Source organism: Actinophytocola sp. NPDC049390 (assembly GCF_044466355.1).
Lineage (GTDB): Bacteria > Actinomycetota > Actinomycetes > Mycobacteriales > Pseudonocardiaceae > Actinophytocola.
The window spans coordinates 315372-342143 of sequence record NZ_JBITMQ010000004.1; the positions used below are offsets into that span (position 1 = coordinate 315372).

At 70.4% G+C, this 26772-nt stretch carries 28 protein-coding genes and 1 tRNA gene; 15 read left to right on the forward strand and 14 right to left on the reverse strand.

Features of this window, described 5'->3' with window-relative positions:
• Nucleotides 1–37 precede the first annotated feature (37 nt).
• Genes ACIBVP_RS15375 through ACIBVP_RS15385 form a run of 3 tightly spaced genes read left to right on the forward strand, consistent with a single transcriptional unit; the run spans nucleotide 38 to nucleotide 2705 of the window.
• Complete coding sequence (locus tag ACIBVP_RS15375) at nucleotides 38–1189, forward strand: acetyl-CoA C-acetyltransferase (protein WP_396106743.1); 1152 nt, start codon at nucleotides 38–40, stop codon at nucleotides 1187–1189.
• Nucleotides 1186–1917 carry an SDR family oxidoreductase gene (locus ACIBVP_RS15380; protein ID WP_396106744.1) on the forward strand — a complete coding sequence of 244 codons (732 nt, stop codon included), beginning with the start codon at nucleotides 1186–1188 and terminating at the stop codon, nucleotides 1915–1917. The genes ACIBVP_RS15375 and ACIBVP_RS15380 overlap by 4 nt, the downstream gene beginning before the upstream one ends.
• Complete coding sequence (locus tag ACIBVP_RS15385) at nucleotides 1914–2705, forward strand: SDR family NAD(P)-dependent oxidoreductase (protein WP_396106745.1); 792 nt, start codon at nucleotides 1914–1916, stop codon at nucleotides 2703–2705. Before ACIBVP_RS15380 ends, ACIBVP_RS15385 begins: the two co-directional genes overlap by 4 nt.
• A 17-nt stretch (nucleotides 2706–2722) precedes the next feature.
• On the opposite strand, the gene ACIBVP_RS15390 is transcribed toward ACIBVP_RS15385, so the two are convergent.
• The 3 genes from ACIBVP_RS15390 to ACIBVP_RS15400 are packed head-to-tail and all read right to left on the reverse strand — an operon-like array spanning nucleotide 2723 to nucleotide 5017.
• Nucleotides 2723–3175 (reverse strand): hypothetical protein, encoded by a 453-nt coding sequence (locus ACIBVP_RS15390; protein ID WP_396106746.1) that lies wholly within the window; start codon nucleotides 3173–3175, stop codon nucleotides 2723–2725.
• Nucleotides 3165–3767, reverse strand: coding sequence for a nitroreductase family protein (locus ACIBVP_RS15395; RefSeq protein ID WP_396106747.1), 603 nt, complete (start codon nucleotides 3765–3767; stop codon nucleotides 3165–3167). The genes ACIBVP_RS15390 and ACIBVP_RS15395 overlap by 11 nt, the downstream gene beginning before the upstream one ends.
• Nucleotides 3767–5017 carry a hypothetical protein gene (locus ACIBVP_RS15400; protein WP_396106748.1) on the reverse strand — a complete coding sequence of 417 codons (1251 nt, stop codon included), beginning with the start codon at nucleotides 5015–5017 and terminating at the stop codon, nucleotides 3767–3769. The genes ACIBVP_RS15395 and ACIBVP_RS15400 overlap by 1 nt, the downstream gene beginning before the upstream one ends.
• 123 nt (nucleotides 5018–5140) lie before the next feature.
• Between ACIBVP_RS15400 and ACIBVP_RS15405 the strand changes: the two genes are divergently transcribed.
• The 3 genes from ACIBVP_RS15405 to ACIBVP_RS15415 all read left to right on the forward strand — a co-directional run bounded on the left by ACIBVP_RS15405 (nucleotide 5141) and on the right by ACIBVP_RS15415 (nucleotide 9027).
• Nucleotides 5141–6406, forward strand: a complete 1266-nt coding sequence (locus ACIBVP_RS15405) for an aspartate kinase (protein WP_396106749.1) — start codon at nucleotides 5141–5143, stop codon at nucleotides 6404–6406.
• Nucleotides 6406–7464, forward strand: a complete 1059-nt coding sequence (locus tag ACIBVP_RS15410; protein WP_396106750.1) for an aspartate-semialdehyde dehydrogenase — start codon at nucleotides 6406–6408, stop codon at nucleotides 7462–7464. The genes ACIBVP_RS15405 and ACIBVP_RS15410 overlap by 1 nt, the downstream gene beginning before the upstream one ends.
• Nucleotides 7465–7767: 303 nt before the next feature.
• Nucleotides 7768–9027 carry a GGDEF domain-containing protein gene (locus tag ACIBVP_RS15415; RefSeq protein WP_396106751.1) on the forward strand — a complete coding sequence of 420 codons (1260 nt, stop codon included), beginning with the start codon at nucleotides 7768–7770 and terminating at the stop codon, nucleotides 9025–9027.
• 99 nt (nucleotides 9028–9126) lie between these two features.
• On the opposite strand, the gene ACIBVP_RS15420 is transcribed toward ACIBVP_RS15415, so the two are convergent.
• The gene (locus ACIBVP_RS15420; protein ID WP_396106752.1) at nucleotides 9127–10302 is read right to left on the reverse strand and encodes an MFS transporter; all 1176 of its coding nucleotides are present in this window, start codon (nucleotides 10300–10302) and stop codon (nucleotides 9127–9129) included.
• A gap of 221 nt (nucleotides 10303–10523) precedes the next feature.
• On the reverse strand, nucleotides 10524–11618 hold the full coding sequence (locus ACIBVP_RS15425; RefSeq protein ID WP_396106753.1) for an alpha/beta hydrolase: 1095 nt from the start codon (nucleotides 11616–11618) through the stop codon (nucleotides 10524–10526).
• A gap of 181 nt (nucleotides 11619–11799) precedes the next feature.
• On the opposite strand from ACIBVP_RS15425, the gene ACIBVP_RS15430 reads away from it, so the two are divergent.
• Together ACIBVP_RS15430 and ACIBVP_RS15435 are read left to right on the forward strand one after the other, a co-directional pair.
• Complete coding sequence (locus ACIBVP_RS15430; protein WP_396106754.1) at nucleotides 11800–12357, forward strand: NADPH-dependent FMN reductase; 558 nt, start codon at nucleotides 11800–11802, stop codon at nucleotides 12355–12357.
• A 56-nt stretch (nucleotides 12358–12413) separates the two neighbouring features.
• A complete protein-coding gene (locus ACIBVP_RS15435) occupies nucleotides 12414–12905 on the forward strand; it encodes a Dps family protein (RefSeq protein ID WP_396106755.1) in 492 nt (163 codons plus the stop codon).
• Nucleotides 12906–13030: 125 nt separating this feature from the next.
• Here the strand turns inward: ACIBVP_RS15435 and ACIBVP_RS15440 are convergent, their stop codons facing one another.
• On the reverse strand, nucleotides 13031–14908 hold the full coding sequence (locus ACIBVP_RS15440) for a prolyl oligopeptidase family serine peptidase (RefSeq protein WP_396106756.1): 1878 nt from the start codon (nucleotides 14906–14908) through the stop codon (nucleotides 13031–13033).
• A gap of 157 nt (nucleotides 14909–15065) precedes the next feature.
• Here ACIBVP_RS15440 and ACIBVP_RS15445 point away from each other — a divergent pair, with 157 nt between their 5' ends.
• Genes ACIBVP_RS15445 through ACIBVP_RS15460 form a run of 4 tightly spaced genes read left to right on the forward strand, consistent with a single transcriptional unit; the run spans nucleotide 15066 to nucleotide 17502 of the window.
• Entirely contained in the window at nucleotides 15066–16217 is a 1152-nt protein-coding gene (locus ACIBVP_RS15445; protein ID WP_396106757.1) for a C1 family peptidase, read from the forward strand.
• 12 nt (nucleotides 16218–16229) lie between these two features.
• Nucleotides 16230–16673 carry a hypothetical protein gene (locus ACIBVP_RS15450; protein WP_396106758.1) on the forward strand — a complete coding sequence of 148 codons (444 nt, stop codon included), beginning with the start codon at nucleotides 16230–16232 and terminating at the stop codon, nucleotides 16671–16673.
• Nucleotides 16670–16933, forward strand: coding sequence for a protease inhibitor I42 family protein (locus ACIBVP_RS15455; protein ID WP_396106759.1), 264 nt, complete (start codon nucleotides 16670–16672; stop codon nucleotides 16931–16933). Before ACIBVP_RS15450 ends, ACIBVP_RS15455 begins: the two co-directional genes overlap by 4 nt.
• A 29-nt stretch (nucleotides 16934–16962) precedes the next feature.
• Entirely contained in the window at nucleotides 16963–17502 is a 540-nt protein-coding gene (locus tag ACIBVP_RS15460; protein WP_396106760.1) for a hemerythrin domain-containing protein, read from the forward strand.
• Here the strand turns inward: ACIBVP_RS15460 and ACIBVP_RS15465 are convergent.
• Together ACIBVP_RS15465 and ACIBVP_RS15470 are read right to left on the reverse strand one after the other, a co-directional pair.
• On the reverse strand, nucleotides 17499–17579 hold the full coding sequence (locus tag ACIBVP_RS15465; protein ID WP_396106935.1) for a hypothetical protein: 81 nt from the start codon (nucleotides 17577–17579) through the stop codon (nucleotides 17499–17501). The two genes, ACIBVP_RS15460 and ACIBVP_RS15465, sit on opposite strands and share 4 nt — an antisense overlap.
• Nucleotides 17580–17607: 28 nt before the next feature.
• On the reverse strand, nucleotides 17608–17793 hold the full coding sequence (locus tag ACIBVP_RS15470; RefSeq protein ID WP_396106942.1) for a VOC family protein: 186 nt from the start codon (nucleotides 17791–17793) through the stop codon (nucleotides 17608–17610).
• A 71-nt stretch (nucleotides 17794–17864) separates the two neighbouring features.
• On the opposite strand from ACIBVP_RS15470, the gene ACIBVP_RS15475 reads away from it, so the two are divergent.
• The gene (locus ACIBVP_RS15475) at nucleotides 17865–18251 is read left to right on the forward strand and encodes a RidA family protein (RefSeq protein WP_396106761.1); all 387 of its coding nucleotides are present in this window, start codon (nucleotides 17865–17867) and stop codon (nucleotides 18249–18251) included.
• 9 nt (nucleotides 18252–18260) lie between these two features.
• On the opposite strand, the gene ACIBVP_RS15480 is transcribed toward ACIBVP_RS15475, so the two are convergent.
• The 3 genes from ACIBVP_RS15480 to ACIBVP_RS15490 all read right to left on the reverse strand — a co-directional run bounded on the left by ACIBVP_RS15480 (nucleotide 18261) and on the right by ACIBVP_RS15490 (nucleotide 20941).
• Entirely contained in the window at nucleotides 18261–19094 is an 834-nt protein-coding gene (locus tag ACIBVP_RS15480; protein ID WP_396106762.1) for a hypothetical protein, read from the reverse strand.
• A gap of 790 nt (nucleotides 19095–19884) precedes the next feature.
• Nucleotides 19885–19958, reverse strand: a tRNA-Pro gene (locus ACIBVP_RS15485).
• A 17-nt stretch (nucleotides 19959–19975) separates the two neighbouring features.
• Complete coding sequence (locus tag ACIBVP_RS15490; RefSeq protein WP_396106763.1) at nucleotides 19976–20941, reverse strand: metallophosphoesterase; 966 nt, start codon at nucleotides 20939–20941, stop codon at nucleotides 19976–19978.
• Nucleotides 20942–21019: 78 nt separating this feature from the next.
• Between ACIBVP_RS15490 and ACIBVP_RS15495 the strand changes: the two genes are divergently transcribed.
• The gene (locus ACIBVP_RS15495) at nucleotides 21020–21490 is read left to right on the forward strand and encodes a GatB/YqeY domain-containing protein (protein WP_396106764.1); all 471 of its coding nucleotides are present in this window, start codon (nucleotides 21020–21022) and stop codon (nucleotides 21488–21490) included.
• Nucleotides 21491–21538: 48 nt separating this feature from the next.
• Here ACIBVP_RS15495 and ACIBVP_RS15500 read toward each other — a convergent pair whose 3' ends face one another.
• Entirely contained in the window at nucleotides 21539–24082 is a 2544-nt protein-coding gene (locus ACIBVP_RS15500; protein ID WP_396106765.1) for a penicillin-binding protein, read from the reverse strand.
• 238 nt (nucleotides 24083–24320) lie between these two features.
• Between ACIBVP_RS15500 and ACIBVP_RS15505 the strand changes: the two genes are divergently transcribed.
• Nucleotides 24321–24629: a WhiB family transcriptional regulator gene (locus ACIBVP_RS15505; protein ID WP_396106766.1), complete on the forward strand. Its 309-nt coding sequence runs from the start codon at nucleotides 24321–24323 to the stop codon at nucleotides 24627–24629.
• Between the two features lie 6 nt (nucleotides 24630–24635).
• Here the strand turns inward: ACIBVP_RS15505 and ACIBVP_RS15510 are convergent, their stop codons facing one another.
• Both ACIBVP_RS15510 and ACIBVP_RS15515 read right to left on the reverse strand, forming a co-directional pair.
• Nucleotides 24636–25760: an ArsA family ATPase gene (locus ACIBVP_RS15510; protein ID WP_396106767.1), complete on the reverse strand. Its 1125-nt coding sequence runs from the start codon at nucleotides 25758–25760 to the stop codon at nucleotides 24636–24638.
• Nucleotides 25757–26761 (reverse strand): ArsA-related P-loop ATPase, encoded by a 1005-nt coding sequence (locus ACIBVP_RS15515; RefSeq protein WP_396106768.1) that lies wholly within the window; start codon nucleotides 26759–26761, stop codon nucleotides 25757–25759. Before ACIBVP_RS15515 ends, ACIBVP_RS15510 begins: the two co-directional genes overlap by 4 nt.
• Between the last annotated feature and the right edge of the window lie 11 nt (nucleotides 26762–26772).

A 26772-nucleotide genomic window follows, 5' to 3' on the forward strand; every position in this document is an offset into this window, starting at 1 on the left:
CTCCCGCACCCAAGCGCTAGCTTGGTAGCCTAGCACCGTGGCTGACGCGTACATCGTCGACGCGGTCCGCACGCCGGTCGGCCGGCGTGGCGGCGGGCTCGCGGGCGTCCATCCGGCCGACCTCGGTGCGCACGTGCTGCGCGCGCTCTTCGACAGAACCCCGCTCGACCCGGCTCTTGTCGACGACGTGGTGTTCGGGTGCGTCGACACGATCGGCCCGCAGGCCGGGGACGTCGCGCGGACGTGCTGGCTCGCCGCGGGGCTGCCCGAGGAGGTCCCTGGCGTGACCGTGGACCGGCAGTGCGGGTCGTCGCAGCAGGCCGTGCACTTCGCCGCGCAGGCGGTGATGAGCGGGACCGCGGACGTCGTCGTCGCCGGTGGCGTGCAGAACATGAGCGCGATCCCGATCTCGGCCGCCATGTACGCGGGGCACCAGCACGGGTTCCCGGACCCGTTCTCCACGTCGAAGGGCTGGCGCGCGCGGTACGGCGACCAGGAGATCTCCCAGTTCCGCGGCGCGGAGATGATCGCCGCGAAGTGGGACGTCTCGCGGGCGGACATGGAGGAGTTCGCGCTGCGCAGCCACGTCCGCGCGGTGGCGGCCGTCGACAACGACTGGTTCGCCCGCGAGATCGCGCCGCTGGACGAGCTGGCCGTCGACGAGTGCCCGCGCCGGGACACGTCGCCCGCGAAGATGGCCGGGTTGCCGACCCTGCTGCCCGACGGTCGGCTGACCGCCGCCCTGGCCAGCCAGATCTCCGACGGCGCCGCGGCCCTGCTCGTGGTGTCCGAGCGCGCGCTGACCGAGTACGGGCTCACCCCGCGTGCCCGCGTGCACCACCTCTCGGCGCGCGGCGGTGACCCGGTGGTGATGCTCGACGCGCCGATCGCCGCCACCGACCACGCGCTGCGGCGTGCCGGGATGTCCATCGGGGACATCGACCTGGTGGAGATCAACGAGGCGTTCGCGAGCGTCGTCCTGGCCTGGTTGAAGGAGACCGGCGCCGACCCCGAACGTGTGAACCCGACCGGCGGTGCGATCGCGCTCGGTCACCCGCTCGGCGCGACCGGTGCGCGGCTGATGACCACGCTGCTGTCCAACCTCGAACGCACCGGCGGCCGCTACGGGCTGCAGACCATGTGCGAGGGCGGCGGGCAGGCGAACGTGACGGTCCTGGAGCGCCTGTGACGACCGTGCTGGTGACCGGCGGCGCACGCGGCGTCGGGCTGGGGATCGTGCGCGGGTTCCTCGACGCGGGGCACGACGTGGTGACCTGCAGCCGCCACGAGCCGACCGCCGACCTCGGCGAGGCCGAGTTCATCAGGGCGGACGTGCGTGATCTGTCCCAGGTGGACGCACTGGTGTCGGCCGTGATCAACCGTTACGGGACGCTCGACGTGGTGGTCAACAACGCCGGTGGCGCGCCGCCGGTCGACGCCGCCACCGCGTCCCCCCGCCTGCACGCCAAGATCATCGAGCTGAACCTGGTCGCGCCGCTGCACGTGTCGCAGCGCGCGAACACCGTGATGCAGCAACAGGAAACGGGTGGCGTGATCATCATGATCGGCAGCGTGAGCGGCACCCGGCCGTCGCCGGGCACGGCCGCGTACGGCGCGGCGAAGGCGGGGCTGGCGAACCTCGCGACGTCGCTCGCCGTCGAGTGGGCGCCGAAGGTGCGGGTCAACACGGTCGTGGTGGGGCCGGTCGACACCGAGCGGTCAGAACTGCACTACGGCGACGCCGTTCCGGCGGTCGGCGCGACGATTCCGCTGGGACGCATGGCGGTGCCCGCGGACGTGGCGCAGGCGTGCCTGTGGCTCGCGTCGCCGGGGGCGGCGTACGTCAGCGGCAGCACGGTCACCGTGCACGGCGGCGGCGAACGGCCCGCGTTCCTGGAGGCGGTGGAGCGGTCATGATCTGTGCCGGGCGGGTCGTCGTGATCACCGGCGCGGCGCGCGGGATCGGTGCCGCGCACGCGGAGGAGTTCCGGCGCCAGGGCGCGCACGTGCTCGTCAACGACGTGGACGGCGGCGACCACGACGCGGACGTGTCCACGTGGGACGGTGCGAAGTCGCTGGTGGACCTGGCCGTCGACCGGTACGGGCGGCTGGACGTACTGGTCAACAACGCGGGCATCGTGCGCGACCGGATGCTCGTGTCGACGAGCGAGCAGGAGTGGGACGACGTGGTGCGCGTGCACCTCAAGGCGCACTTCCTGACGATGCGGCACGCGGCCGAGCACTGGCGTGCGCGCGCGAAGGCAGGCGAGCGGGTGGACGCGCGGGTGATCAACACCAGCTCGGGCGCCGGGTTGTTCGGCAGCGTCGGCCAGGCGAACTACTCGGCGGCGAAGGCGGGCATCCTCGGGTTGACGCTGGTGGCGGCGGCCGAGTTGGCGCGGTACGGCGTGACCGTGAACGCGATCGCCCCGTCGGCGCGGACGCGGATGACCGAGGGGCTGTTCCCGGACCTGCCGGGGCCGGAGGACATCGCGCCGCTCGTGGTGTGGCTGGGTTCGGCGGCGTCGGCGGGGGTGACGGGCCGGGTGTTCGAGGTGGCGGCCGGGACGATCACCGTGGTGTCCGGGCACCAGCGTGTGGCCACAGTGGACAGAGGCGGGCGGTGGCCGGTCGAGGAGGTCGGCGCCGCGGTGGCGTCGCTCATCGAGAAGACACCGCCGGAGGTGCCCGTCTACGGCGCGTGAGCGCTGACTCCACGGGCTCAGTTGTCGAACCAGAACACGAGCCGCGTCGGCCGGACCGCGTTCATCGACGAAAGTGCCGCCAGCGTCCGGAAGAACTCGGCGCCGAGGAACGCGCGGTAGGTGGTCCGCACGCCCCTCGCGACGGTCATGCCGCCCTCGCGTCGGTCTTCGAAGGTCTGCGCGTAGTCGAAACCGGCCAGCTCGGCCACCGACAGCCAGGAGTGCGAGTGGAAGTCGGTGTCGCGGCTTTCCGCCAGCAGCGACGAGGACACGTCCGCGGGCAGGCCACGCGGTTCCGCGAGCGGCGGTACCGCCGAGTAGTTCCGCACGCCCGCGAAGAACGCGAACAGGCCGTAGTTGCTCCAGTCGAACGGCCCGGAGCCGTGCCGTTCGGCACCGGGCCACTCGACGCGGCGCCACGTGCCGTCGGAGTCCTGCTGTTCGACGTGCGTGTGGATGTCACACACCATGCCGGAACACCGGGTTGCCCCACTCGCCGGTGAAGGCGATCTCGTCCAGGCCCAGCCTGCGGCGCGGTGCCAGTTCCTTCGCGCGCCGCTCCTCGTCCAGCAGCGCCGGGTCACCGAGTGTGCCCAGCGCGATCACCGTCTGCGGCTCGACGTCTCCCGGCAGCGAGAACACGAGCTTCGCGCCCTCCCTGTTGAAGCCGCCCATCTGGTGCGCGACCAGGCCCTCCGACACCGCCTGCAGCGCCAGGTTCTCCGCCGCCAGCCCGGCCCCGTACTCGGGCATCGGGATGGCGCCCTTCTCGTTCACGGTGACCACGCACAGCAGCACCAGCACGGCCGCCGCGTGCGCCCACCTCTGGTTGCGTCTCGACAGCAGGTCGAACAACCGCGCGTACGTGTCGTCCCCGCGCCTGCCCACCAGGAACCGCGTGGGCTGCGTGTTGCCGTTCGACGGCGCCCACCGCGCGGCCTCCAGCACCGCACGCAGCTGGTCGTCGGCCACCACGCCGCCCGGGTCCAGCGCACGGGGGCTCCACCTGGCCGCCAGCAGCGGGTGGATGGGCACGCTCGTCTCGGCATCCCTGTCAGTCATCAGATGGCGTAACCCCACGAGGTCAGTGCGTATGCCCCGAACCACGAACTGAGCACCGCCAGCGCGCACAGCGCCACCACGAACGTCGACACCCGCCGTTTCGCGAGCGCCAGCGCCACCGGGATCAGCAGCGTGAACGCGGGCACCATCAGCCGCGCCTTCGAGTTCATCAGGCCGTTCGAGGCCAGGTCCATCGCCAGCACCGCGGCCGAGTACGCGATCAGCGGCCACTCGACCTTCCGCACGATCATGACCACCAGCAGCACCAGAGCCGCGACGATCAGCCAGACGGTGACGACCTCGAGCACGGACCGCGCATCGGCCAGCGCGTCCAGCGAGAACCGCAGCGTCGCGGCACCACCGTCGAAGCCGGTGCCCCACCCGCGTTCCTGCAACGCGAACCAGCCGTTCCACTCGCCGGTCCGCACGCCGACCCACGCCAGGTAGCCGAGCAGCCCCGCCGGTGCCAGCGCACCGCCGAGCCACGCCCGCCACGAGCGCGGGTCGCGGATCACCACGAGCAGCGCGGCCAGGCCGACCGCCAGTACCAGCGCCGCTCCCGTGGACCGGACCAGCCCGGCCAACGCGCAGCACACCCCGGCGAGCAGCCACCGCTTCTCCAGCACCCCGACCAGCGCCCACGCGGCGAGCGCGCAGAACATGGCCTCCGAGTACGCCATCGCCAGCACGACCGACATCGGCGACGCCGCGAACAGCGCGACCAGGATCAGCCCGGTGCGGTGCGAGCCGCCGCGGATGTGCCGCCCGAGCCGCGCGAGGCCGTACGAGCAGACGACACCCGAGACGATCGTCACGGTCAACGCCGACGTGACCAGGCCGATCCCGCCCTGCCCGTCGATCGCCGCGAACCACCGGACCACCATCGGGTACCCGGGGAAGAACGCGAGCGGGGTCTCGGCGCTGCGCTGGCCGTACGCGTCGACCAGGCCGTCGGGCACCCCCTCGTAGCCGCCGCCCGCGATCGCGAGGAACCACTGGCCGTCCCACGACCGCAGCGCCTCGGACACCGAGTGGTTGTTGCGCGCCGCCATCCACGTGAGCACCAGCAACCCCAGCTCACGGATGCCGAGGAAGATCAACGCCGGGGCCAGGACCGTGCCCGCTCTCCGGACGGACCAGGCCGGTAGCCGGAACCTGGAGCCCACCGGTTGGCTCTCCGGGACGGAGGACTCCTCCGCCTCGGCGCGCGTCACGTCCGTCGCCGACACCCCGATCCCTTCCCGCCACATCGGCTGGTCATCGACTACAGGGTATTGCGCGCGTTCTCGCACGTGGCGGGTGCCACACAGGCGCCTTAACCGATTCGCCCACTCGGTTAGGCTCGTTCTGACTATCCGAGGAGGTAGCCGACAGTGGCGCTCGTGGTCCAGAAGTACGGCGGTTCATCGCTCGAGTCCGCGGACCGGATCAAACGCGTGGCCGAGCGGATCGTCGCGACCCGCAAAGCAGGCAACGACGTGGTGGTCGTGTGTTCGGCCATGGGGGACACCACCGACGAACTGCTGGACCTGGCACAGAGAGTCAACCCGGTCCCACCGGAACGTGAGATGGACATGCTGCTCACGGCCGGTGAGCGCATCTCCAACGCGCTGGTCGCGATGGCCGTCAGCGCGCTCGGCGCGGAGGCCGTGTCGTTCACCGGCTCGCAGGCAGGCGTGGTCACCGACTCCACGCACGGCCGCGCCCGCATCATCGACGTCACGCCCGGCCGCGTTCAGCAGGCGCTCGACGAGGGCTACATCTGCCTGGTCGCCGGCTTCCAGGGCGTGAGCCAGGACACCAAGGACATCACCACCCTCGGCCGGGGCGGCTCGGACACCACCGCCGTCGCGCTGGCCGCGGCGCTGAACGCGGACGTGTGCGAGATCTACACCGACGTCGACGGCGTGTACACCGCGGACCCGAGGATCGTCGCCGACGCGCGGCGCCTCGACCGGGTGCCGTATGAGGAGATGCTCGAGATGGCGGCGTCGGGGGCGAAGGTCCTGATGCTGCGCTGCGTGGAGTACGCACGCCGCTACGGCGTCACCATCCACGTCCGCTCGTCGTACACCAACAAGCCGGGGACCATCGTGACCGGCTCAGTGGAGGACATTCCCGTGGAACAGGCCATGATCACCGGCGTCGCGCACGACCGCTCGGAGGCGAAGGTCACCGTCGTCGGCGTGCCCGACCAGGCGGGTTTCGCCGCCCGGATCTTCCGGGTCGTCGCGGACGCCGAGATCGACATCGACATGGTGCTGCAGAACGTGTCGAGCACGGTCTCCGGCCGCACCGACATCACGTTCACGCTGTCGAAGGACAACGGCCCGACCGCGGTGTCGGCGCTCGAGAAGATCAAGGAAGAGCTGGGCTTCAAGTCGGTGCTGTACGACGACCACGTCGGCAAGGTGTCGCTGGTCGGCGCGGGCATGCGGTCGCACCCGGGCGTCACGGCCACGTTCTGCGAGGCGCTCGCGAAGTCAGGCGTGAACATCGAGATCATCAACACCTCGGAGATCCGCATCTCGGTGCTGATCAGGGACACGCAGCTCGACGAGGCCGTGCAGGCCATCCACAGTGCTTTCGAGCTCGGCGGCGACGAGGTCGCCCAGGTGTACGCGGGGAGTGGTCGCTGATGGCACCCACACTGGCTCTGGTCGGCGCCACCGGCGCGGTCGGCTCGGTGATGATCGAGATCATGAACGAGCGGGCATCGTTCCCGTTCGGGGACGTGCGGCTGATCGCGTCGCAGCGGTCGGCGGGTCGCAAGCTGACCGTGCGCGGCGAGGAGAAGACGGTCGTCGCGCTGTCCCCGGAGGCGTTCGACGGCGTCGACATCGCGATGTTCGACGTGCCGGACGAGATCTCCGCCGAGTGGGCGCCGATCGCGGCGTCCCGTGGCGCGGTCGTGGTCGACAACTCGGGCGCGTTCCGGATGGACGACGACGTGCCGCTCGTCGTGCCGGAGTGCAACCTCGACAAGATCCACGACCGGCCGCGCGGGATCATCGCGAACCCGAACTGCACGACGCTGTCGATGATGGCGGCGCTGGGCGCGCTGCACCGGTCGTTCGAGCTGACGGAGCTGGTCGTCGCGTCGTACCAGGCGGTGTCCGGTGCGGGCGTGGCCGGTGTTGAGCGGCTGTACGCGGAGCTGGCCGCGGTGGTCGGCAAGGGCGTCGGCGTGCGGCCCGGTGACGTGCGCGAGGCGCTCGAAGCGGCCGGGCTGCCGCTGTCGGAGTCCCCGTTCCCGGCGCCGCTGGCGCTGAACGTGGTCCCGTCGGCCGGGTCCTACAAGGGCGACGGCTGGTACTCCGAGGAGCTGAAGGTCCGCAACGAGTCGCGGAAGATCCTGGGCATCCCGGACCTTCGCGTTTCGGCAACGTGCGTGCGCGTCCCGGTCGTGACCACGCACTCGCTCGCGGTCCACGCGACGTTCGCGGGCGAGGTCACCGTCGAGCAGGCCCGCGAGGTCTTCGAGGCCCAGCCGTCGATCGTGCTGCAGGACGACGCGGAGAACGGCGTCTTCCCGACCCCGGCCGACGTTGTCGGCGGCGACCCGACCTACGTGGGCCGCATCCGCCAGGCGCTGGACTTCCCGAACACGCTGGACTTCTTCGTCTGCGGCGACAACCTCCGCAAGGGCGCCGCCCTCAACACCTACGAAATCGCGGAAGCCCTGGCCCACCCCTAACCCGCGAGTCGCGCCCCAGAACATAGCGAGTCGCGCTCCAGAACATAGCGAGTCGCGCTCCAGAACATAGCGAGTCGCGCTCCCGAACATGCTGAGTTGTGTGTTTCGTGCACATCGCGGTCTGCACGAAACGCACAACTCGGTGTGCGCGGGAGCGCGACTCGCGGTGTTCTGGGGCGCGACTCGCGGGGTTCGTTGATCCGAATGGTTGGTCCGTGTCGGGCAACACGGTCGGGTGCACGGGTTTCCGGTACCTTCAGGCCTTCTGGCTCGGGGACCTGAGATCACCGTGGAGCGACGAGCATGACCGCAACCCGACCACGGGTCCGGTGGGCGATCCTCGATGCACCTCGTGCGGTGCTGCCGTTGTACCTGGGTGTGGAACTGGCGATGGTCGTGCTCGTCGTCGCCTTCCCCGGGCGGGCGCCGACCGACGCGGACTGGGCGCGGTTCCTCGCGCTGCTGGTGGTTTCGTGCCTGCAGACGGAGCTCTCGCTCGGCACCGAGAAGGCGCGCCGGTACCTCGCCGACCGGCCGCACATCAACATGACGTCGGTCTGGATGTTCAGCGGTGCGGCGGTGCTGCCCGCGGCGATGGCGGTGGCGCTGACCGTGATCACCTACCTGCACCTGTGGCTGCGGGTGTGGTGGCCCATCCAGGGCAGGCACGCCTACCGCGTCGCGTTCTCCGCGAGCACCATCCTGCTGGCGGTCATGTCGGTGCAGCCGGTGCTGCGGCTGTTCGGGTCCGGCGACGTGGTCCGCGCCGACTGGCAGGGTGGCCTCGTCCTGCTGGCGATGGCGGTGGCGATCCTCGTGTACACGTCGGTCAACGGCGTGCCCGTGGCGATCGCGGTCAAGGTCCACCACCCGGCGCGGCCGTGGTCGAAGACGCTCGGCACCAAGGCGGAGAACGCGCTCGAACTGGCGACGCTGAGCCTCGGCGGCGCGACCGCGGTCGTGCTCGTGACGCAGCCCGCGCTGGTGGCGCTCATGCTGCTGCCGGTCATCGTGCTGCACCGGAACGTCCTCATGCGACAGTTGGAGGAGAAGGCCGCGCAGGACTCGAAGACGGGGATGCTCACCGCCGAGGAGTGGCAGACGCGGGTGGCGGCAGAGCTGGTGCGCAACGCGCGGACCCGTGAGCCCTTCGCCGTGCTGATGGTCGACCTCGACCGGTTCAAGAAGGTCAACGACACCTACGGCCACGTCGCGGGGGACGTCGTGCTGCGCAGCGTGGCGGAGACGATCACCGACCAGCTGCGCGCGTACGACTCGGTCGGCCGCTGGGGTGGCGAGGAGTTCGTCGTGCTGCTGCCGCAGATCGCCGACGACGGCGCCCGTGACGTGGCGGAACGCGTCCGCACCGCGGTCGGCGACCTGACGGTGACGGTCGTGGTCGGCGACGTCACCCGCGTGATCACCGACCTGTCCGCGTCGGTCGGCGTCGCGTGCTTCCCGGACGCGGCCACCACGGTCGACGGTCTCGTCAACGTGGCGGACGAGCGGATGTACCGGGCGAAGCGCGCGGGCCGCAACACCGTGGTGGGCGGCACGGAATGAAGATCACGCACACCCGGACCGCCCAGGGACGTCTGGCACGCGGAGGTCGACGGCGAGGTCGTGGGCACCGCGGCCCCTGGATCCGGCTGCGGCGAACGATCAACTGACCGCCGGTGCCAGTTCCCGTTGCCGGGCGGCCAGCGCCCATGCCAGGCCCGCGATGAGCACGCCGCCGAACCCCGCCAGCGCGAACCCCCACCCCGGCGACGCGTGGTCCACCACGAACCCCACCAGCGGCGCGCCGACCGCCGATCCCAGCGTGAACGCCGACGACTGCAACCCTGTCGCCTCCCCGCGGACAGCGGCCGGGGCCAGCCGGGCCACCTCCTCGCCCGTGGCGGCGATCGTCGGCGCGCACAGGAACGACGCGGGCACCAGCACCAGCAGGAGCGTCCACCACGTGCCGCCCGCGAGGCCGATCGGGATCGTCAGCAGCCCCAGCCACGCCATCAGCGTCACCTGCCGGACGGACCGCTTCAGCGCCCCGTACACGATGCCGCCGACCGCGGACGCCGCCGACCACACGATCATCACCAGACCCGTCCACGACAGGTCCCTGTTGTGCTCCATCTGCGCCACGATCGCGACCTCGATGCCCGCCAGGATGAACACCGCCCCCGCGCCCACGAGCAGGACACCCACGAGCCGCGGCGTCAGCCACACCCGGCGTGGCACCTTCTCGGCCGCTGCCTTCTCCTCCTCGCTGCGCACCGCCGGGTTCACCACGTACAGCGCGGCGCCGACGAGCACGATCCCGACGGCCATCGCGAGGGTCGCGGTCTGCGTGGAGAACTGCGTCGCGACGAACACCGCCGCCGCCGGGCCCACCATGAACGACAGCTCGGTGGACACCGAGTCCATGGAGTACGCCGTGCGCCGCAGGTCGGCGGGCACGAGCGCGGCGATCGCCTGGCGGCCGACGGACATCGCGGGCAGCACGAGCATGCCGCCGACGAACCCGCACACCAGCAGCACCGGGAACGGCATGAACCGCGCGAACGCCCAGAACGTCGCCTCGCCGACGGTCGTGATCACGAGCATCGGCCGCAGGCCGTACCGGTCGACGACCCGGCCCAGCACCGGCGCTCCGAGCGCGATGCCGATGGTCGCGACCGCGCCGACCGTGCCCGCGGCCCCGTACCCGCGGTCCATGGTGACCGCGACGTGCAGGGTCAGGACCATCCCGGACGCCGTGGCCGGGATGCGGGCGAAGAACACGAGCACCAACAGGGTCCGGACCCCGGGCAGGGCAAGCGTTCGGCGGTACAGCTGCATGGTTGGATGTGACCTCTCGCGAGTGCGGAACGGCAACCAATTTACGGTCGGCCACCGACAGTCCCGAGTTGTCTTGATTCGTTCAAGTAAAGATGCCCCGGCGGGTCACCGCCGCGGCCGGCCAGCAGAACACGCATTCCGCGGCCTCGTGCCTTCGGTGTGCCGGTGCCCTGACCCCGGGGCGCACGCCGACCAAGTCGAAATCCGGCGGTTCCCTTTTCTTACGCGGTCGGCCGGAACAGGTCCACGACATTCGCGCGGGAACGCAACACGAGGCCGGTGCGCAGTGCGCCCGCCGCCTCCGAAAGGGCTTCCCGGAAACGCGTGCCGAGGTTCACGAAACTGACGAAACCGTGGATGAGGTCGTCGTGCTGCCGTTTCACGACCGGCACGCCCGCCTCGCGCAACCGGTCGGCGAACGCGTTGCCCTCGTCGCGCAGCGGGTCGAACCCGGCGGTCGCCACGTACGCGGGCGGCAGCCCCCGCAGGTCGTCGGCGAGCAGCACCGACAGCCGCGGGTCGGCCCGCATCTCGACGTCCGGGCAGTAGTGGTCGAGGAACCACGTCACGTCGTCGTCGCTGAGGAAGAAGCCGTCGGCGAACAGGTCCCGCGACCGGCGCCGCGTCGTTCCGTCGGTGGCGGGGTAGAAGAGCAGCTGGAAGACCGGCCGCGGGCCGTTGCCCAGCGTCTGCAGGCAGACGGACACGGCCAGGTTGGCCCCCGCGCTGTCCCCGCCGACCGCGATCGCCGACGGGTCCGCCCCCAGCGCGTCCGCGTTGCGCGCGGCGTACCGGAACGCGGTGAGCGCGTCCTCCACCGCGGCCGGGAAGTGGTGCTCCGGCGCGAGCCGGTACTCCACCGACAGCACCCTGACCTGCGCGTTGCGCGCCAGGTACCGGCAGGTCGGGTCGTGGGTCTCGATGCTGCCGATGACCCAGCCGCCGCCGTGGAAGTACACGAGCAGCGGCGAGCCCGGCGCGAGGTTCACCGGCTCGTACAGCCGGGCGCGCACGGCCACGCCGGTGTCCGACGGGATGTCGACGTCGCGGGTCCGCACCCCGGTGACACCGGGGCCGACCAGCCCACGCCGCAGCTCGAGCCGCGCACGCGCCGACGCGGCGTCGCCGCCCGCGAGGTTGGTGTCGGTGAGCGCCAGCATCCGCAGCAGCAGCTGGGCGTCGAGCGCCAGCTCGAGCCCGTCCCGCCTGATCGGCGGCCCGGCGAGCACCCGCCGCAACGGTCGCGGCAGCGCGAACACGGCATGCAGTGCCGCACCTTGAACGGGCAGCGGCACCCTGTCCATCACACTCGGCATGTTCGCCTCCCCGGGCGGCTATGCGGTGGAGGCTAGCCAATGAACGTGTCCATGGTCACCCGACGTGCCGAAAGTCCACTACCACGGGTTTCAGCGAAAGACCAGACCGCCGATGTAACTACCAGGAGTGGAGCGGAACGTCGCCGGAATGGTGGATGATCGGGGTGACGGAAGGAGAGCGGTGACTGTCAGCGTGGTGGGCATCGGTGGGTCGTTGCGCACGGACTCGCAGTCCGAGCGCGCACTGCGTATCGCGCTCGACGGGGCGGAGCGCGCGGGCGCCAAGACCACCGTCATCACGGGCGCCGAGCTGGTCCTGCCGTTCTACGACCCGGCCGAGCCCGAGCGCAGCCCGGCCGCGTACCGGCTGGTCGAGGAACTGCGCAACGCCGACGGCGTCGTGCTCGTCTCGCCCGGCTACCACGGCACCGTGTCCGGCCTGGTCAAGAACGCCCTCGACTACGTGGAGGACCTGCGCGACGACGCCAGGCCGTACCTGGACGGCCGAGCCGTCGGCTGCGTCGCCGCCGCCCGCGGCTGGCAGGCCGCCGTCACCACGCTCACGTCGCTGCGGTCGATCGTGCACGCGCTGCGTGGCTGGCCGACCCCGCTCGGCGCCGCCGTGAACTCCGCGCACGTGCTGTTCGGGCCGGACGGCGACTGCTCCGACGAACAGGTCACGGCGACATTGCGCACGATCGGGCGTCAAGTCGTGGAGTTCGCCACAACACGCGTGTGACCAGGAATCCCTCCGGGTACACCACGGTTTCCACAGGTGTACTGAGGAGGTATGACATGACCAAGTCCCCGATCACGAGCCCGCTCGGTGACGCCGAGAAGGAAGCCACCGGCGCAGTGCTCCAGGCGACGCTCGTCGACCTGATCGACCTCTCGCTCATCGCCAAGCAGGCGCACTGGAACGTCGTCGGCCCGAACTTCCGCAGCGCGCACCTGCAGCTCGACGAGCTGGTGGCGGCCGCCCGCCAGTACGTCGACGACGTGGCCGAGCGAGCCAACGCCATCGGCGTCTCGCCGAACGGCAAGGCCAGGACCGTCGTCGAGTCGTCCGGCATCCCGGCCTACCCCGACAACTGGCAGACCGTCGAGGCCACCGTCGCCGCGATCGTCGCGATCCTCGGCGAGGTCATCAAGCGGCTGCGCGAGCGCATCGACGCCACCGACAAGACCGACCTGGTCACCCAGGACCTGCTGATCGAGATCGCCGCCGAACTCGAGAAGCAGCACTGGATGTGGCAGGCCCAGACTGTTCCGCCTCTCCGGAATTAAAAGCGTTGGTCCCGACCCAGCGACTCCCGCGGACCGCGGGCGGTTAGTGGTTGAGTGCCGTCACGTTCCCCTGAGGTAACTGCTGATCGGACCAAGACCATGCACAAAGATCCAAAGGACAGGCCCTAGTCCATCCCCAGGTGGCGGCGGACGAAGTGGATCTCGATCGCCGTCTGCTTGATCGTCTCCGCGACCACCAGTGAGCCGTGACCCGCGTCGTACCGGTACACCTCGTACGGGCTGTCCCGGTCCGCCAGCTTCTCGAGGTAGTTCTCGATCTGGCGGATCGGGCAGCGCGGGTCGTTCTCCCCGGCCACCACCAGCACGGGCGCCCGCACGTTGTCCACGTACGTGATCGGCGAACACTCGACGTAGCGGTCCCGCACCTCGTCGGGTGACCCGCCGAAGAGCGCCCGGTCGAACGCCCGCAGCGGCTCCATCTCGTCCTCGTACGCGGCGAGGTAGTCCGCCACCGGCACCCCGGCCACCCCGGCCGCCCACAGCGCGGGCTGCGTCCCCATCGCCAACAGCGACAGGTACCCGCCCCAGGACGCGCCGTTGACCACGCACTTCGCCGGGTCGGCCAGCCCCTTCGCCACCGCCCACTCGTGCACGGCGGCCACGTCCGCCAGCTCCGTCAGACCAGGCCTGCCCTCGATGGCGTCCCGCCACTTCGAGCCGTAGCCGGACGAGCCGCGGTAGTTGACGTGCACGACCGCGAACCCCGCGTCCAGCCACGCGGCCCGGTAGGCGGAGAACCGGTCCTCGTCGTGCGAGTGCGGGCCGCCGTGCAGTGCGAACACCGTCGGAAGCGGCCCGTCCGGCGCGCTCGCCGGCCGGGAGTACAGGGCGTGCACCTCGCCGCCCTCGCTCGGCACGAACACGTCCATCAGCTCGACCGAGTCCGGCGCGCGGTGGCCGGGCGGCTCCAGCAGCACGCGCTCGGTGCCGTCCGTGTAGAGCGCGCGCACGACGCCCTGCTTCGCGGCGTTGGACCACGAGTACTCGACGGTGTGGTCCGGCCGCACGTCCACCGAACCGATCGTGCCCGGCGGGGTGTTCAGCTTGGTCAGCGCACCGGAGACCAGGTCGTAGCGGTAGAGCGCGTTGCGTGCCTCGTGCGTGTGGACCACGACGACGGCCCTGCCGTCCGGATACCAGTCGCCGGTCAGCTCGCCGGGCAGGTCGATGGCCAGTTCGACCTCGGTGTCCGTCGCGACGTCCCACACCAGCAGCTCGTCGCGGCCGCGCCGTTCGTGCGCGACCAGGAGCCGCTGGTCGCCCTCGACCGGGCTGAAGCCGATCGCGTCGAGGCCCTTGCCCACGCCGTCCCACTTGTCGGCGACCGTCGCGCCGTCGGCGACCGCGAGGACCCGCAGCGCCGGGTGCCGGTTGTCCCCGTGCTCGGAGTGCTCGATGGCGAGCAGCGTCTCGTCACGGGACAGCGCGGCGACCCCGCCGTCGTGCTCGTCGCGGTACACGATCTCGGCCGGACCGCCGTTCTTCGCGACGAACACGGTGGTGCCGTCGTCGTCGGACACCCCGACCGCGGTGACGTTCCTGCCGAGCCCGAGACCGGCCGGGTAGCCGGGCACACTGCCGGCCACCGCGGCCCTCGGCTCCTCGTCGACGGGCCTGCCCGCGAACGACTCGGCCACCCAGCTGCCGAACTCGTCGCCGTCGGAGTCGGAGAACCACCACACCTGCCCGCCGTCCGGGCTGATGGCGCCGGTGTGGGTGCCGTTGGGGCGGTCGGTGACCTTGCGGTGCGTGTCGGTCACGCGGTCCCACGCGTAGATCTCGAACACGCCGCTGGCGTTGGACACGTAGATGTTGCGGTCCGGTGCGTCGTAGGCCCAGTTGGGCAGCGACACGCGGGCGGCGGTGAACCGTGCGCGCCAACGGGCCTCGGCGTCGTCGTCGGCGAACAGTCGGGCGGGAACCTCGGCGGCCGGGTGGTTGCTCACCCCCTGATCCTGCCAAACCCGACCCCGCTTCGGCATCCGACAAGCTGTAGTCACCACATGGTGGGTGAATCGCCGCTCGTGTCCACCGGTATGGAGAAAACCCTTATTGCTCAAGGGAAACAGGTATCCATCGCAGGTCAGCGGGTCTCTAATCATTGTTGTCCACCCCAAACCCCCGAAGGGGAGGAACCTCATGAGTCCAGACAGACCCCATATCGCCGAGATCGCCTCGGTGCGCACGGCGCTCGCCGAGCGCGGCAACCCGTGGCAGGCGGCGGAGACCCGGATGAGCAGGTTGCCGGAGGACTGGCGGGTCGCCCGGCTGGGCGTACCCGTGCCGACGGAGGAGGAGATCGCCGAGCGCGCCGGACAGCCGGAGGCCATGGCGGCGGCAGCGCGGGGCGCCGTCGGCCAGTCCGTCTCCGCGATGGGCGCACCGAGCGCGTCGCTGCCCGCGGCGTTCGACCTGCGCAACGTCGGTGGCCGCTCCTACGTCACGGGCATCCGTGACCAGGGCGGATGTGGTTCGTGCGTGGCGTTCGGGACGCTCGCGTCGATCGAGAGCACGGCGTCGTACACGCGCGGCGCCGCGGGGCTCTCGCTGAACCTGTCCGAGGCGCACCTGTACTTCGTCCACGCGAAGGCACGCGGGTACACCTGCGCGTCCGGGTCGTGGCCGGACGACCTGTTCTCCGACTGCGTGACCAAGGGCGTCACGTTCGAGGACTACTTCCCGTACAGCGACGCGGGCACCGGCACGGTGAACGCGGACTGGCCGAACCGGTTCGCGAAAGCCGTCGGCCTCACGAACCTGACGGGCAACCCGGCCGCCATCAAGCAGCACATCTACAGCTACGGCGGCGTGGTCGCGTGCTTCGTCGTCTACAACGACTTCTTCCACTACCGCAGCGGTGTCTACAAGCACACGACCTCGACGGTCGCCGGTGGCCACTGCGTGGCGCTCATCGGCTGGGACGACGCCGCGGGCTGCTGGATCGGCAAGAACTCGTGGGGCACCGGCTGGGGTGACGGCGGGTACTTCCGCATCGCGTACGGCGACTCCTACATCGAGGACTACCCGGGCACGCGGCCGACGGTGTTCGGCTGCACGTCGGTGACGCTGCGGGCGTGGCTGCCCGCGCAGCGCACGCTGCGCCTGTTCGCCACGGCCAACGACGCCAACGGCTGGGCGTACCTCGAGAACTACGGCTGGGCACACCTCAAGGGCGGCGCCCACACCACGACCAACAAGCTGGCGGAACTGACCCACGCGCGGGGCACGGGTCACCAGGTCAGCCCGTTCATCGACGGCTCGGAACTGAGTTCCGTGCTGGTCGCGGACTGAGAGGACCACGACATGGCAGCACCGGTTGCCCGCAAACCACGCAAGCCGGCCCGCGGCGCCGCCGAGGCGACGCAGGCCCCGCCGACACCGTCCGTGGCTGAACCGGGCCCCGACACGCCACCACCCGTGCCGACGTCGATGATGGCGACGGCGGCGGTGATGACCCAGGACATGCTGGCGCCCATGCCCCCGTCGCTCGACGAACAGGGCGTGGCGATCGGCGACGGTCTCACGGCCGGCTGGGTCTACAACCGCGTGATCTCCCACCTCTGGTCCTACGACGCCGCCACCGGCGTGTGGGTCTGGGTGGACGGCATCGGCTGGAAGCGTCTCTCGCCGGTGTCGGAGCACGGGCACAGCCACATGTGCCTGCTCGCGACCCTGGCGACGGACCGCAACCTGCCCGTGGACTACCACGAGGACGCCGCGGGCCAGATCGACCAGCTCCTGGTGTGATCACCGCATCGGTCGGCGGGACGGTGAACCTGGCGTTGCCGGAGAACCCGACCACCGGCTACCGCTGGCGTTTGACCGGGCCGCTGGAGGTGGTGTCGGACGAGTTCTTCCCGTCCGGCACCACCCCCGGTGCGGCGGGCGAGCGCGTCTTCGTCCTGCGGGTCGTCCGCGCGGGCAGGCACGAGGTGCTGGCCGAGCTGACCCGGCCGTGGGAGGCGCGGGTGAAGGACGTCCGCACCTTCGTGGTGGAGGCGAGTTAGAGATCGGGCTTCGCCGGGTATTCACGGGTATGGGGTATGTCCTGGACCTGCACCGCCCGGTGGCGGGCGACGTCATCGACCTGATCCTGGCCGACCACCGCCTGTTCGAGGAGCTGTTGCGCGCGCTGCGCGACGCGTCGTCGGACCGCGACCAGGTCCGCGCCGCACTGGCCGCCGTGCTCGTGGCGCACGCGGAAGCGGAGGAGAAGTACGTCTACCCGAAGCTGCGCAAGCGCGACGCGGTCGGCGAGGAGGAGGCGGAACACGGCGAGGAGGAACACGCCGAGGGCCACGAGGCACTGCTCAAGGTGCTGGAGCTGAAGGGAACCGGCACGAAGGCGTTCTCGGACGCCGTCGAGGAGCTGTCGGGCACCATCAACCACCACCTCGCGGAGGAGGAGCTGACCATCCTCAACCCGGCCCGCGACGAGGTCGGCCCACAGGTGCGGGCGGAGCTGGGCCGCCAGTTCCTGGCGGAACGGCAGCGCCAGATCGAGGCGGACTGCGGCCACATCGACAACGTGCGGCGCCTGGTCGAGCGAGCGAAGAAGGAAGGACAGCTCGACTAGAGCACACAGAACTCGTTCCCCTCGGGATCGAGCACGAGGACGTGGTCGGGCCGCCCTTCCCACTCGTGGATCCGCACGACGGTGGCCCCGGCCCGCTGGAGCCGCTCAGCCGCGGCGACGGCCCTCGGCCAAGCTGAGGTTCGGGCCCACCCCGTCCGGGTCGTACAGGAAGGCCCCGTCGTCGGCCGGGTCGAGCGGGTACCGCGACTCGTACCCGAGCGCGGTGGCCCAGAACCCGGCGACGACGGCGGGCACCGCACAGTCGACCGTCACGCTCCAGCGAGTAGCCATGCCGGGACGGTATCGCCGGGCACCGACAAAACCGGTTGGCTCACGAGCGCCGCCCTGCGACCCTCCCGCCAGTGGAGACCAGAACACACACCCCGACCACCGGCGTCTATCCGGCGACGGACGACTACGCCCACGCCATCGAGGTACGGCACCCCAGCCGGTTCCTGTTCGTGGCCGGCACGATGGGCCTCGACACGGACGGTGTCCCCGGCCCTTCGCTGACCGAGCAACTGGACCTCATCTGGCGCAACCTGAGGACCATCCTGGCGGCGGCCGACATGACGGTGGACAACATCGTCCGGCTGACGAGCTACCTGCGCGACGCGTCCTACGCCGAGGAGAACGCCCGCGCCAGAACCGAGGCCCTGGGCGGCAGGCGGATCCCGACGACGGCCATCGTCGCGGAGACGCTCACCGAGGACTGGCTCGTGGAGATCGAGATCGTGGCGGCCGCCTGAGCGGGTCCGTCAGCACCGCACGAGCAGCCCCGTCAACGCCGCGCAGGACCGGCGAGCACTGTCGTTACCACCATCGGGATCGGACGGCGACGAGGAAACCCGGCTCACGGAGGTCGAGAAGGACCCGAGCGTCAACAACCCGGCGTTGACGGAGAAGGACGCGGTCGCGGTGGCGCCGGCGGGCAGCGAAGCGATGTCACACACCACGTTCCGGCCGCTGTCCCGGGTGCAGCCGTTCCCGCCTGTCCAGGAGAACCCGTACGCGTAGGTCCCGGCGATCCGGATGCCCGAAGCGTCCGCGGGCCCGTTGTTCGTCACGGAAACGACGTAGGTGACGCGGGAGGTGAGAATTCCCTTGGGCGAGGCGTCGAGCGAAACGGCGATGTCGGCGACCCCTCCGACGGAAATCACCGGCCCGGTCCCCGCGGCGAACGAGTAGTTCCCGCCGACGAACTGGTGCTCGAGCGGGAAGTCGCCCAGCGGCGCGGTCTCCCGGACGCGGAACGTGAATTCGACGGTGGCCCCGGCGCCGGGCGCGAGATCCCCGACGACTCCGCGGTAGCTGGTGGGCGAGTACTCGTAACACGGTGCGCCCGCACAGGAAACCAACTCGAACAACGAGGTGATCGGCGTGACGTCGCCGGTCCGCAACTGCGCGTTGGCCGCGGTGACCGTGAAGTCCCGCGGGTTGAACAACTCCACGGCGACCGTGAACGTGGAGCCGGGCGCGACCTGTGTGGCGCTCGCCGTGGCGGCACTGGGATCAGGAGGAGCGGCGACAGCCACGCCGGGCACCACAAGCCCGGCGAGCACAACGAGAACCGCGACAAGCCCTCTGCGCATACCCGATCCATTCCTCAAGGGACACCACAGCGAGCGTCGCGGCGCCACGCACCCCTGTTACGAGAAATGCCGCCGACCACCCGGAAGGCGCAATGAGGCCTTGACCAGAGACGCATCAGGCCCTGTCCATGCACCGTGGACACAGCCTGACCGCCGTTGGGGTAGTCGACACGCCTGACCCAACTAACGCCACGTTGACGAGTTGGTGGTACCTCGCTCCTTGGACGAGGGGAGTTCTAGCCAGCCCGGCAGGTGCCGGTGCGCTGCTTCGAGAGACACTCGTTGCACTTCTCTCCGCCGATGCCGGGGCCCGTGACGTAGTCACTGGTGGGCCAGTTCGAGCAGTTCGAGCAGAAATGCCAAGTGTCCGATCCCTTACGTTTACGTGCCATCGTTGCATACCTCGGTCAGTCCGATGAAACCCCGATTGATTCGGGTGCACGTGTCATCGACGGGTCTGGGGATGTTGTTACGGCCCTACTGGCGTTGTTAGGTCAAATGACCATTATCTGTCCAGATTTGTCGGGCGGCATATTGCGAGGCAATGCCAGTGGTGGAGAATTGTGGCGGCATCTTGTTTCATCTGGGAAGGCGACGATCCACAGAAGGTCTATCGGTTCGCGCTGTACTTTCGTGCCTCGCCGACGCCGCACGTCGCGAGGCCGGGGACCTGGATAGCGCCGGTTTGCGGGGAGCGCCGCGTGAGATTGTGGGTGACGTAGTCAGGCAGTTTGTCAGGCAGAGACGAATCAGGCCCTGTCCACAATGCACGGACAGGGCCTGACCACCGTCGGGGTGACAGGATTTGAACCTGCGACCCCTTCGTCCCGAACGAAGTGCGCTACCAAGCTGCGCCACACCCCGGTGGTACGGGAGCAAGTCTAGCCGACGTCCGCACCGGCCCCGAAGCGGGCACTGTCCGCGGCTCCGTCCCGCCCAGAACCGCTGGTAGGACGGGGTACGAGGGTCAGAAGAGAGGCCTCCGGCGGGCACGCGAACCGCACCGGGGCATAGGGCGACGTGCCCAGTCCGGCGGACACGTGGAGCCACGTGTGGGCCCCCCAGCGCGACGCGCCGCGTGCCCGTGTCCGGTCCAGTTGGCAGTTGGTCACGATGGCCCCGTACCCGGGCACGCGGAGCTGCCCGCCGTGGGTGTGACCAGCCATGACCAGGTCGTAACCGTCGTCGGCGAAGGAGTCCAGCACCCTCGGTTCCGGCGAGTGCGTGACGCCGAGCCGGAGCGTGGCCGTGCGGTCGGGTTTGCCTGCGATGTCCGAGTACCGGTCGCGGCGGAGGTGCGGGTCGTCCACCCCGGCCACGGCGATGGTCTGTCCGTCCACGGTCAGGAGCCGGCGGACGTGTGTCAGGTCGTGCCACCCGCGTTCGACCAGGGCCGCGCGCAGGTCCCGCCACGGCAGAGGAATCCCGTGGATGCGCTTCTTGGACTTGGTCAGGTACCGCACGGGGTTCTTGGGGCGCGGCGCGTAGTAGTCGTTGCTGCCGAACACGAACACGCCGGGCACGTCGAGCAGCGGCCCGAGCGCGCGGAGCACGCCGGGCACGGCGTTCTGGTGGGCGAGGTTGTCGCCGGTGTTGACGACCAGGTCCGGCGCCAGCTCGGCGAGCGCGGCGACCCAACGCTGCTTGGACGTCTGGTTCGGCGTCATGTGCAGGTCGGAGATGTGCAGGACCTTGAGCGGTCGCGCGCCTTCGGCGAGTACCGGCAGCGTCACCTGCCGGAGCGTCCAGCGCCTGCGTTCGATGCCGGCGGCGTAGGCCAGGGTCGCGGTGCCGACCGCGGTCGCGCCCAGCGCCGCCCGGCCGATGTTGCGCACGAAGTTACCCACCCCCCGAGACTAGATGGGTCCACCGGCCCGCCGGAAACCGCCGTGAAGGGGAACTTGCTGACCAGTAGTGTTCGCGTCATGGCTGACCTCAAGGCACGGCTGCGCGACGATCTGGCCGCGGCCATCAAGTCCCGGGAGACCACCCGCATGGCGGCGTTGCGCATGGCGCTGGCGTCGATCACCACGGAGGAGGTGGCCGGGGACGAGGCCCGCGAGCTGTCCGACGCCGAGGTGCGGAAGGTGCTGACCCGCGAGGTGAAGAAGCGCCGCGAGGCCGCCGAGGCGTTCGAGGGCGCGGGCCGCGCGGAGCAGGCGCAGGCCGAGCGCGACGAGGCCGCCGTGCTCACCGACTACCTGCCGAAGCAGTTGGCCGACGACGAGCTGTCCGCGCTGGTCGCGGAGGCCGTCGCCGAGGTGACCGAGCAGCTGGGCGAGGCGCCGGGGCAGCGGCAGATGGGCCAGGTCATGAAGGCCGCCAACGCGAAGGTGGCCGGGCGCGCGGAGGGTGGCCGGGTCGCGGCCGCCGTGAAGGCGCGCCTGCAGAGCTGAGAGGACACGGAAGCCGGGGCTCGGCGAACGAGCCCCGGCTTCCGCATGTCAGCCGCCTCCTGGACCGGGGCCGGGGTTGCCGCCGCCCCCGCCGCCGCCTCCGCCACCACCGCCGCCGCCTCTGCTGGGTGGTGTCGACGGGGGGCTGGGCGGTGTGCTGGAGCCGCTGCTGGGCGGGGTCGACTCCTGGGTTTGTGCCGGTGGGACGTAACCGGTGCTCACGTAGATCGTGACGGTCTCGCCGGGCAGTGCGGAGCCGCGCGGGCTCTGGTTGACGACCGTGCCCTTCGGGTCGGCGCGGTTGGTCTGGATGACCCGCACCTTGTAGCCCGCGTTCTGCAGGGTCGAGATGGCGTCGGCCTCGCTGTCGCCGACGACGTCCGGCACGTTGGTGCCCGGGCCGCCTTCCATGTACCGCTTGGTGCCCGGCGGCAGGGGCGCCGCGGGGGCCGAGCCGAGGATCTGGCCCATCGCGTCGAACCACGTCCGGGCCGGGGCGCGGCCACCGAAGATCGACCCGTCGCCGCACAGGAACGGTGGCTTGCCGGGCACCGTCGAGTCGCAGATCGGGCGGGGGCGGGGGCCGTCGTTGAACACCATGGTCGACGCCGCCAGTTGCGGGGTGGCGCCGACGAACGCCGCCGACTTGTAGGCCTGCGTGGTGCCGGTCTTGCCGATCATCGGGCGCTTCCAGTTGAACTGGCGCGCCGCGGTCGCCGAGGTGCCGCCGCCGGTGTCGTCCTTGCTCATGCCCTGCGCGAGCGAACGGGCGAGGCCCGGGGCGACGGCCTGCTCGCACGGCTCCTGGTACTCGGCGACGTTGAGCTTCCTGCCGTGGCGGTCCCGCACCTCCAGCAGTGGCGTCGGCGGGCACCACATGCCGTCACTCATGATCGTCGCGGCCACGTTCGCCATCTCCAGCGTGCTGACCGGCGCGGGGCTGAGCGTGAACGACGCGTTGCCCGGGTTGCCCGGCTTGCTGCCGAAGAACTGCGACTGGGTCTGGTTGACGTTCGAGTTCTTCGACGACGGGTCCGGGGTCCGGCCGGTCATGTTGGTGGCCATGGTCTCGCGCAGACCGAGCCTGCTCGCCATGTCGACGACCGGGTCCGTGCTCCCCAGCCGCTCCTCGAGGATGACGAACCCGGTGTTCGGCGAGGTCGCGAGTGCCTGCTGCAGGGTCATCTTCGACGGGTACTTGTCGTTGAAGTTCGACAGGCAGTACCACCGGGTGTTCGGTTTACCGGTGCTCGGGCACCGCTCGGCACCACCGAAGAACTTCCTCGAGGTGTAGGAGGTCGGCGTGTCGATGACGTCGTTGACGCCGCCGCCCTTCTCCAGGAAGGCGGCCGCGGTGAAGATCTTGTACGTCGACCCGGCGCCGAACTTGTTCATCACGCCGTACGGGTAGGGGATCGTGGTCTGGCTCTTGTCGCCGTTGAGGCCGTAGTCGCGGTTGGCGACGAGCGCGACCACCTGGTGCTGCTTCTTGCCGGGGCGCACGATCGCCATCGTGTTCGCGATGCCGGGGACGTTCTTCGGCACCTGCCGCTCGACCGCGGCCTTGGCGATCTTCGTGGCCCGCGCGTCGAACGTGGTCCTGATCTTGTAACCGCCGGAGTACAGCTGGTCCTCGGAGAACATCCCGATCTTCATCAGGTAGTCCTCGACGTACTGGCAGAAGAAGCCGTACTGCGGGCCCGCGCCGACGCAGTTGGCGGCCGGCTTGTTCGGGCCCTTCGGGAGGACGCCGAGCGGCTCCTTCTTCGCCTTCTCCGCGTCCTCCTCGGACAACCGGTTCGTCTCGACCATCGTGTCGATCACCCGGTTGCGGCGCTTGAGCGTCTCCTCCGGCCGCCGCCACGGGTTGTACAGGCTCGGGTTGTTGACCATGCCCGCCAGCAGCGCGGACTGGGTGACGGTCAGCTTGTCCGCGGTCGTGTTGAAGTAGGCGCGCGCGGCCGCCCCGACGCCGAACACCCGGTCGGTGAACTCGACGACGTTGAGGTAGCCGGTGAGGATGTCCTCCTTGGACATCTTCTGCTCGAGCTGGATCGCGAGCCGCGCCTCACGCAGCTTGCGGCTGATGCTCTGCTCCTGGGCGCGCTGCCGCCCGATCTCGTTCTCCGGGTCCGGCTCGACCCCGGCCTGGTCCCGATAGACCACGTTGATCAGGTAGTTCTTGACGTACTGCTGGGTGAGCGTGGACGCGCCCTGCGTGTCGGAGGAGGACGAGTTGCTGATCGCGGCGCGGATGGTGCCCTTCCAGTCCACGCCGTGGTGCTCGTAGAACCGGCGGTCCTCGATCGAGATCACCGCCGCCTTCATCGTCGGCGAGATCTGGTCGGACGTCATCGGCAGCCGGAACTGGTCGTACAGGAGCGCGATGATGTTGCCCTTGGAGTCCTGGATCTCCGTGACCAGGGGCGGGTCGGTCCTGACGAGGTCCGCGGACACGGCGTCGATCGTGTCGCTCGCGCGGTTGGACGCCACCCCGAGCGCCCCGACGATGGGAAACAGCATCCCGGCCATCAGGACACCGGCCAACAGGCAGAGGCCGAACATCTTCAGCAGACCGTCTCCGACTCGCACGGAGGTCAGAGTACGCGGGATCACACTGAGCGCCCGATTGGCCGACGGAGTTATTGACTTTCTGTAACGCCTGTGCACCCGGACGTTCTCGTGGGAACCGGCGGGCCCTAGAGTCCGTCAACGTCTCAAACGACATGAGCCGGGCAGGGCGACCACACGGGTGGCCGGCCGCTGGCGACTCCGGGGCCTAAGGGGGGACCCGGGGGGAGAAGGTCGAGACGAGGTAGGGGCGGGGGTTATGCAGCAGATGGAAAAGGCGGACTGGCGAGTCAACGCGTCATGCCGCGACGAGGACCCCGACGGGCTGTTCGTCCGGGGCAAGGAGCAGCGCAAGGCCAAGCTGGTGTGCATCGCGTGCCCGGTGCGCACGGAATGCCTCGCGGAAGCGCTGGACGGCCGCATCGAGTTCGGTGTGTGGGGCGGGATGACCGAGCGTGAGCGACGGGCTCTGCTCCGTCGCCGCCCGGACGTCACGTCCTGGCACGAGCTGTTGACGGCGGCCAAGCGCCAGCACTCCGACGAGGACGAGGACGTCCGCGTCGGCTAGGCCAGGTCACTGCCGGCCAAGTCGTTCGCCGATCGTGCGCAGGCCCGTGAGGTCGTGCACGTCCGACGGCATGGCCGGCACACTGACCGCCGGCACGTTCGGGTGCGCCTTCGTGAACCTGGCCAGCAACCTGCGTTCGCGTGTCCGCACGGCGACCCGGTCCGCGTGGAGGCGCAGCACGGCCGCCGCGAGCGGGGACGCACCCCGGGACTCCAGCCCGTCGGCCGCCGCGATCGCCTTCGCCGCGGGCAGCCCGGCCAGCACCGGGTGCGTCCGGTTGATCACCAGACCGGCGAGTGGCATCGACTCGGACGCCAGCCGCTCGACGAAGTAGCTCGCCTCGCGCAGCGCGTCCGGCTCCGGCGCGGCCACCACCACGAACGACGTGCCGGACGAGCGGAGCAGCTCGTAGGTCTTGCGTGCCCGCTGCTTGAAGCCGCCGAACATCGAGTCGAAGGCCTGCACGAACGCTGACGCGTCGGCCAGCAGCTGCCCGCCGACGATCGTCGACACGGCCTTCGCGAACAACATCACGCCGGCGCCGACGACCTTGCGGATGCCCCAGCCGCCACCGCGGGCCGGGCCGGACAGCAGGCGGATCATCCGGCCGTCCAGTGCGGTCGACATGCGCTGCGGCGCGTCGAGGAAGTCCAGCGCGGACCGGCTCGGCGGGGTGTCGACGACGATCAGGTCCCACCGGCCCTCACCCGCCAGCTGGCCGAGCTTCTCCATCGCCATGTACTCCTGCGTGCCGGAGAACGACGTGGAGATCGTCTTGTAGAAGGGGTTGGCGAGCACCTCCTGCGCCCGCTTCTCACCCGCGTGCGCCAGCACCATGTCGTCGAACGTGCGGCGCATGTCCAGCATCATCGCCGAGAGCTGGCCGTCCGGTTCGAAGCCGTCGACCTCGACCTCTTTCGGGGTGTTGCCCAGTTCGCGCAGCCCGAGCGCCTGCGCGAGGCGGCGCGCCGGGTCGATGGTCAGCACGACGGTCTTGCGGCCGCGTTCGGCGGCACGTACCGCGATGGCCGCGGCCGTGGTGGTCTTGCCGACGCCACCGGAGCCGCAGCACACGATGACGTGGATGTCGGGGTTGTCGATCAGCTTGTCGACGTCGAGCGCGCCGGTCATCGCACCCCCTGCTCGACCATGGCCTCGGCCAGCTCGTACAGGGCCGCGGTGTCGACACCGTCGTTGCTGTCCGGCAGCTCCACCGCGGGCAGGTCCACCTCGGCGATCTGCTCGCGGGCGTTCTGCTCGGCCAGCACCCGGATCGCGTGCTCCACGGTCTCCTCGACGAGGCCGTCGAGGTCCTCCTCGGACAGGTCCAGCCCGGCGGACGCGAGCCCGTCGCGGACCCGGGAGGCGTCGACGCGGCCGCCCGCGGCGGGGGTCACGGACCTCGCGGGCAGCCGCGGCGGCCGCACGCGGTTCAGGAACACCACACCGGGCCGCAGGTCGGCGCCGTCCAGCTCGGCGACCGCCTCGATCGTCTCGCGGACCGGCATCTCCTCCAGGAGCGTCACCAGGTGCACGGCGGTGTCGCCGGAGTGCAGCAGCCGGACCACGCCGTCGCTCTGCCCCTTGATCGGGCCGACCTTCGCCAGCTCGGCCATGGCCTTGGTGACGTCGAGGAACTTGACGATCCGGCCGGTCGGCGGCGCGTCGAGCACCACCGCGTCGTAGACGTGGCGGCCGTTCTCGTCGGTACGGCCCACGGTCTCCTTGACCTTGCCGGTCAGCAGCACGTCCCGGAGGCCCGGCGCGAGGGTCGTGGCGAACTCGATCGCGCCCATCCTGCGCAGTGTCCGGCCCGCGAAGCCCAGGTTGTAGAACATCGCGAAGTACTCGAGGAGCGCCTCTTCGGCGTCCACGTGCAGCGCGCGGACCTCGCCGCCGCCCGGCGCGGACGCGATCCTGCGCTCCTCGTAGGGCAGCGGGTTCGTGTCGAAGAGCTGCGCGATGCCCTGGCGGCCCTCGACCTCGACCAGCAGCACCCGGCGCCCGCCGGTGGCCAGCGCGAGCGCCAGCGCGGCCGCCACGGTGGTCTTGCCGGTCCCGCCCTTGCCGGTGACCACGTGCAGCCGCGCCCGCGCGACCTGGTCGGTCCATCCGACGACGGGTGTGTTCACGTTTTCAGAGT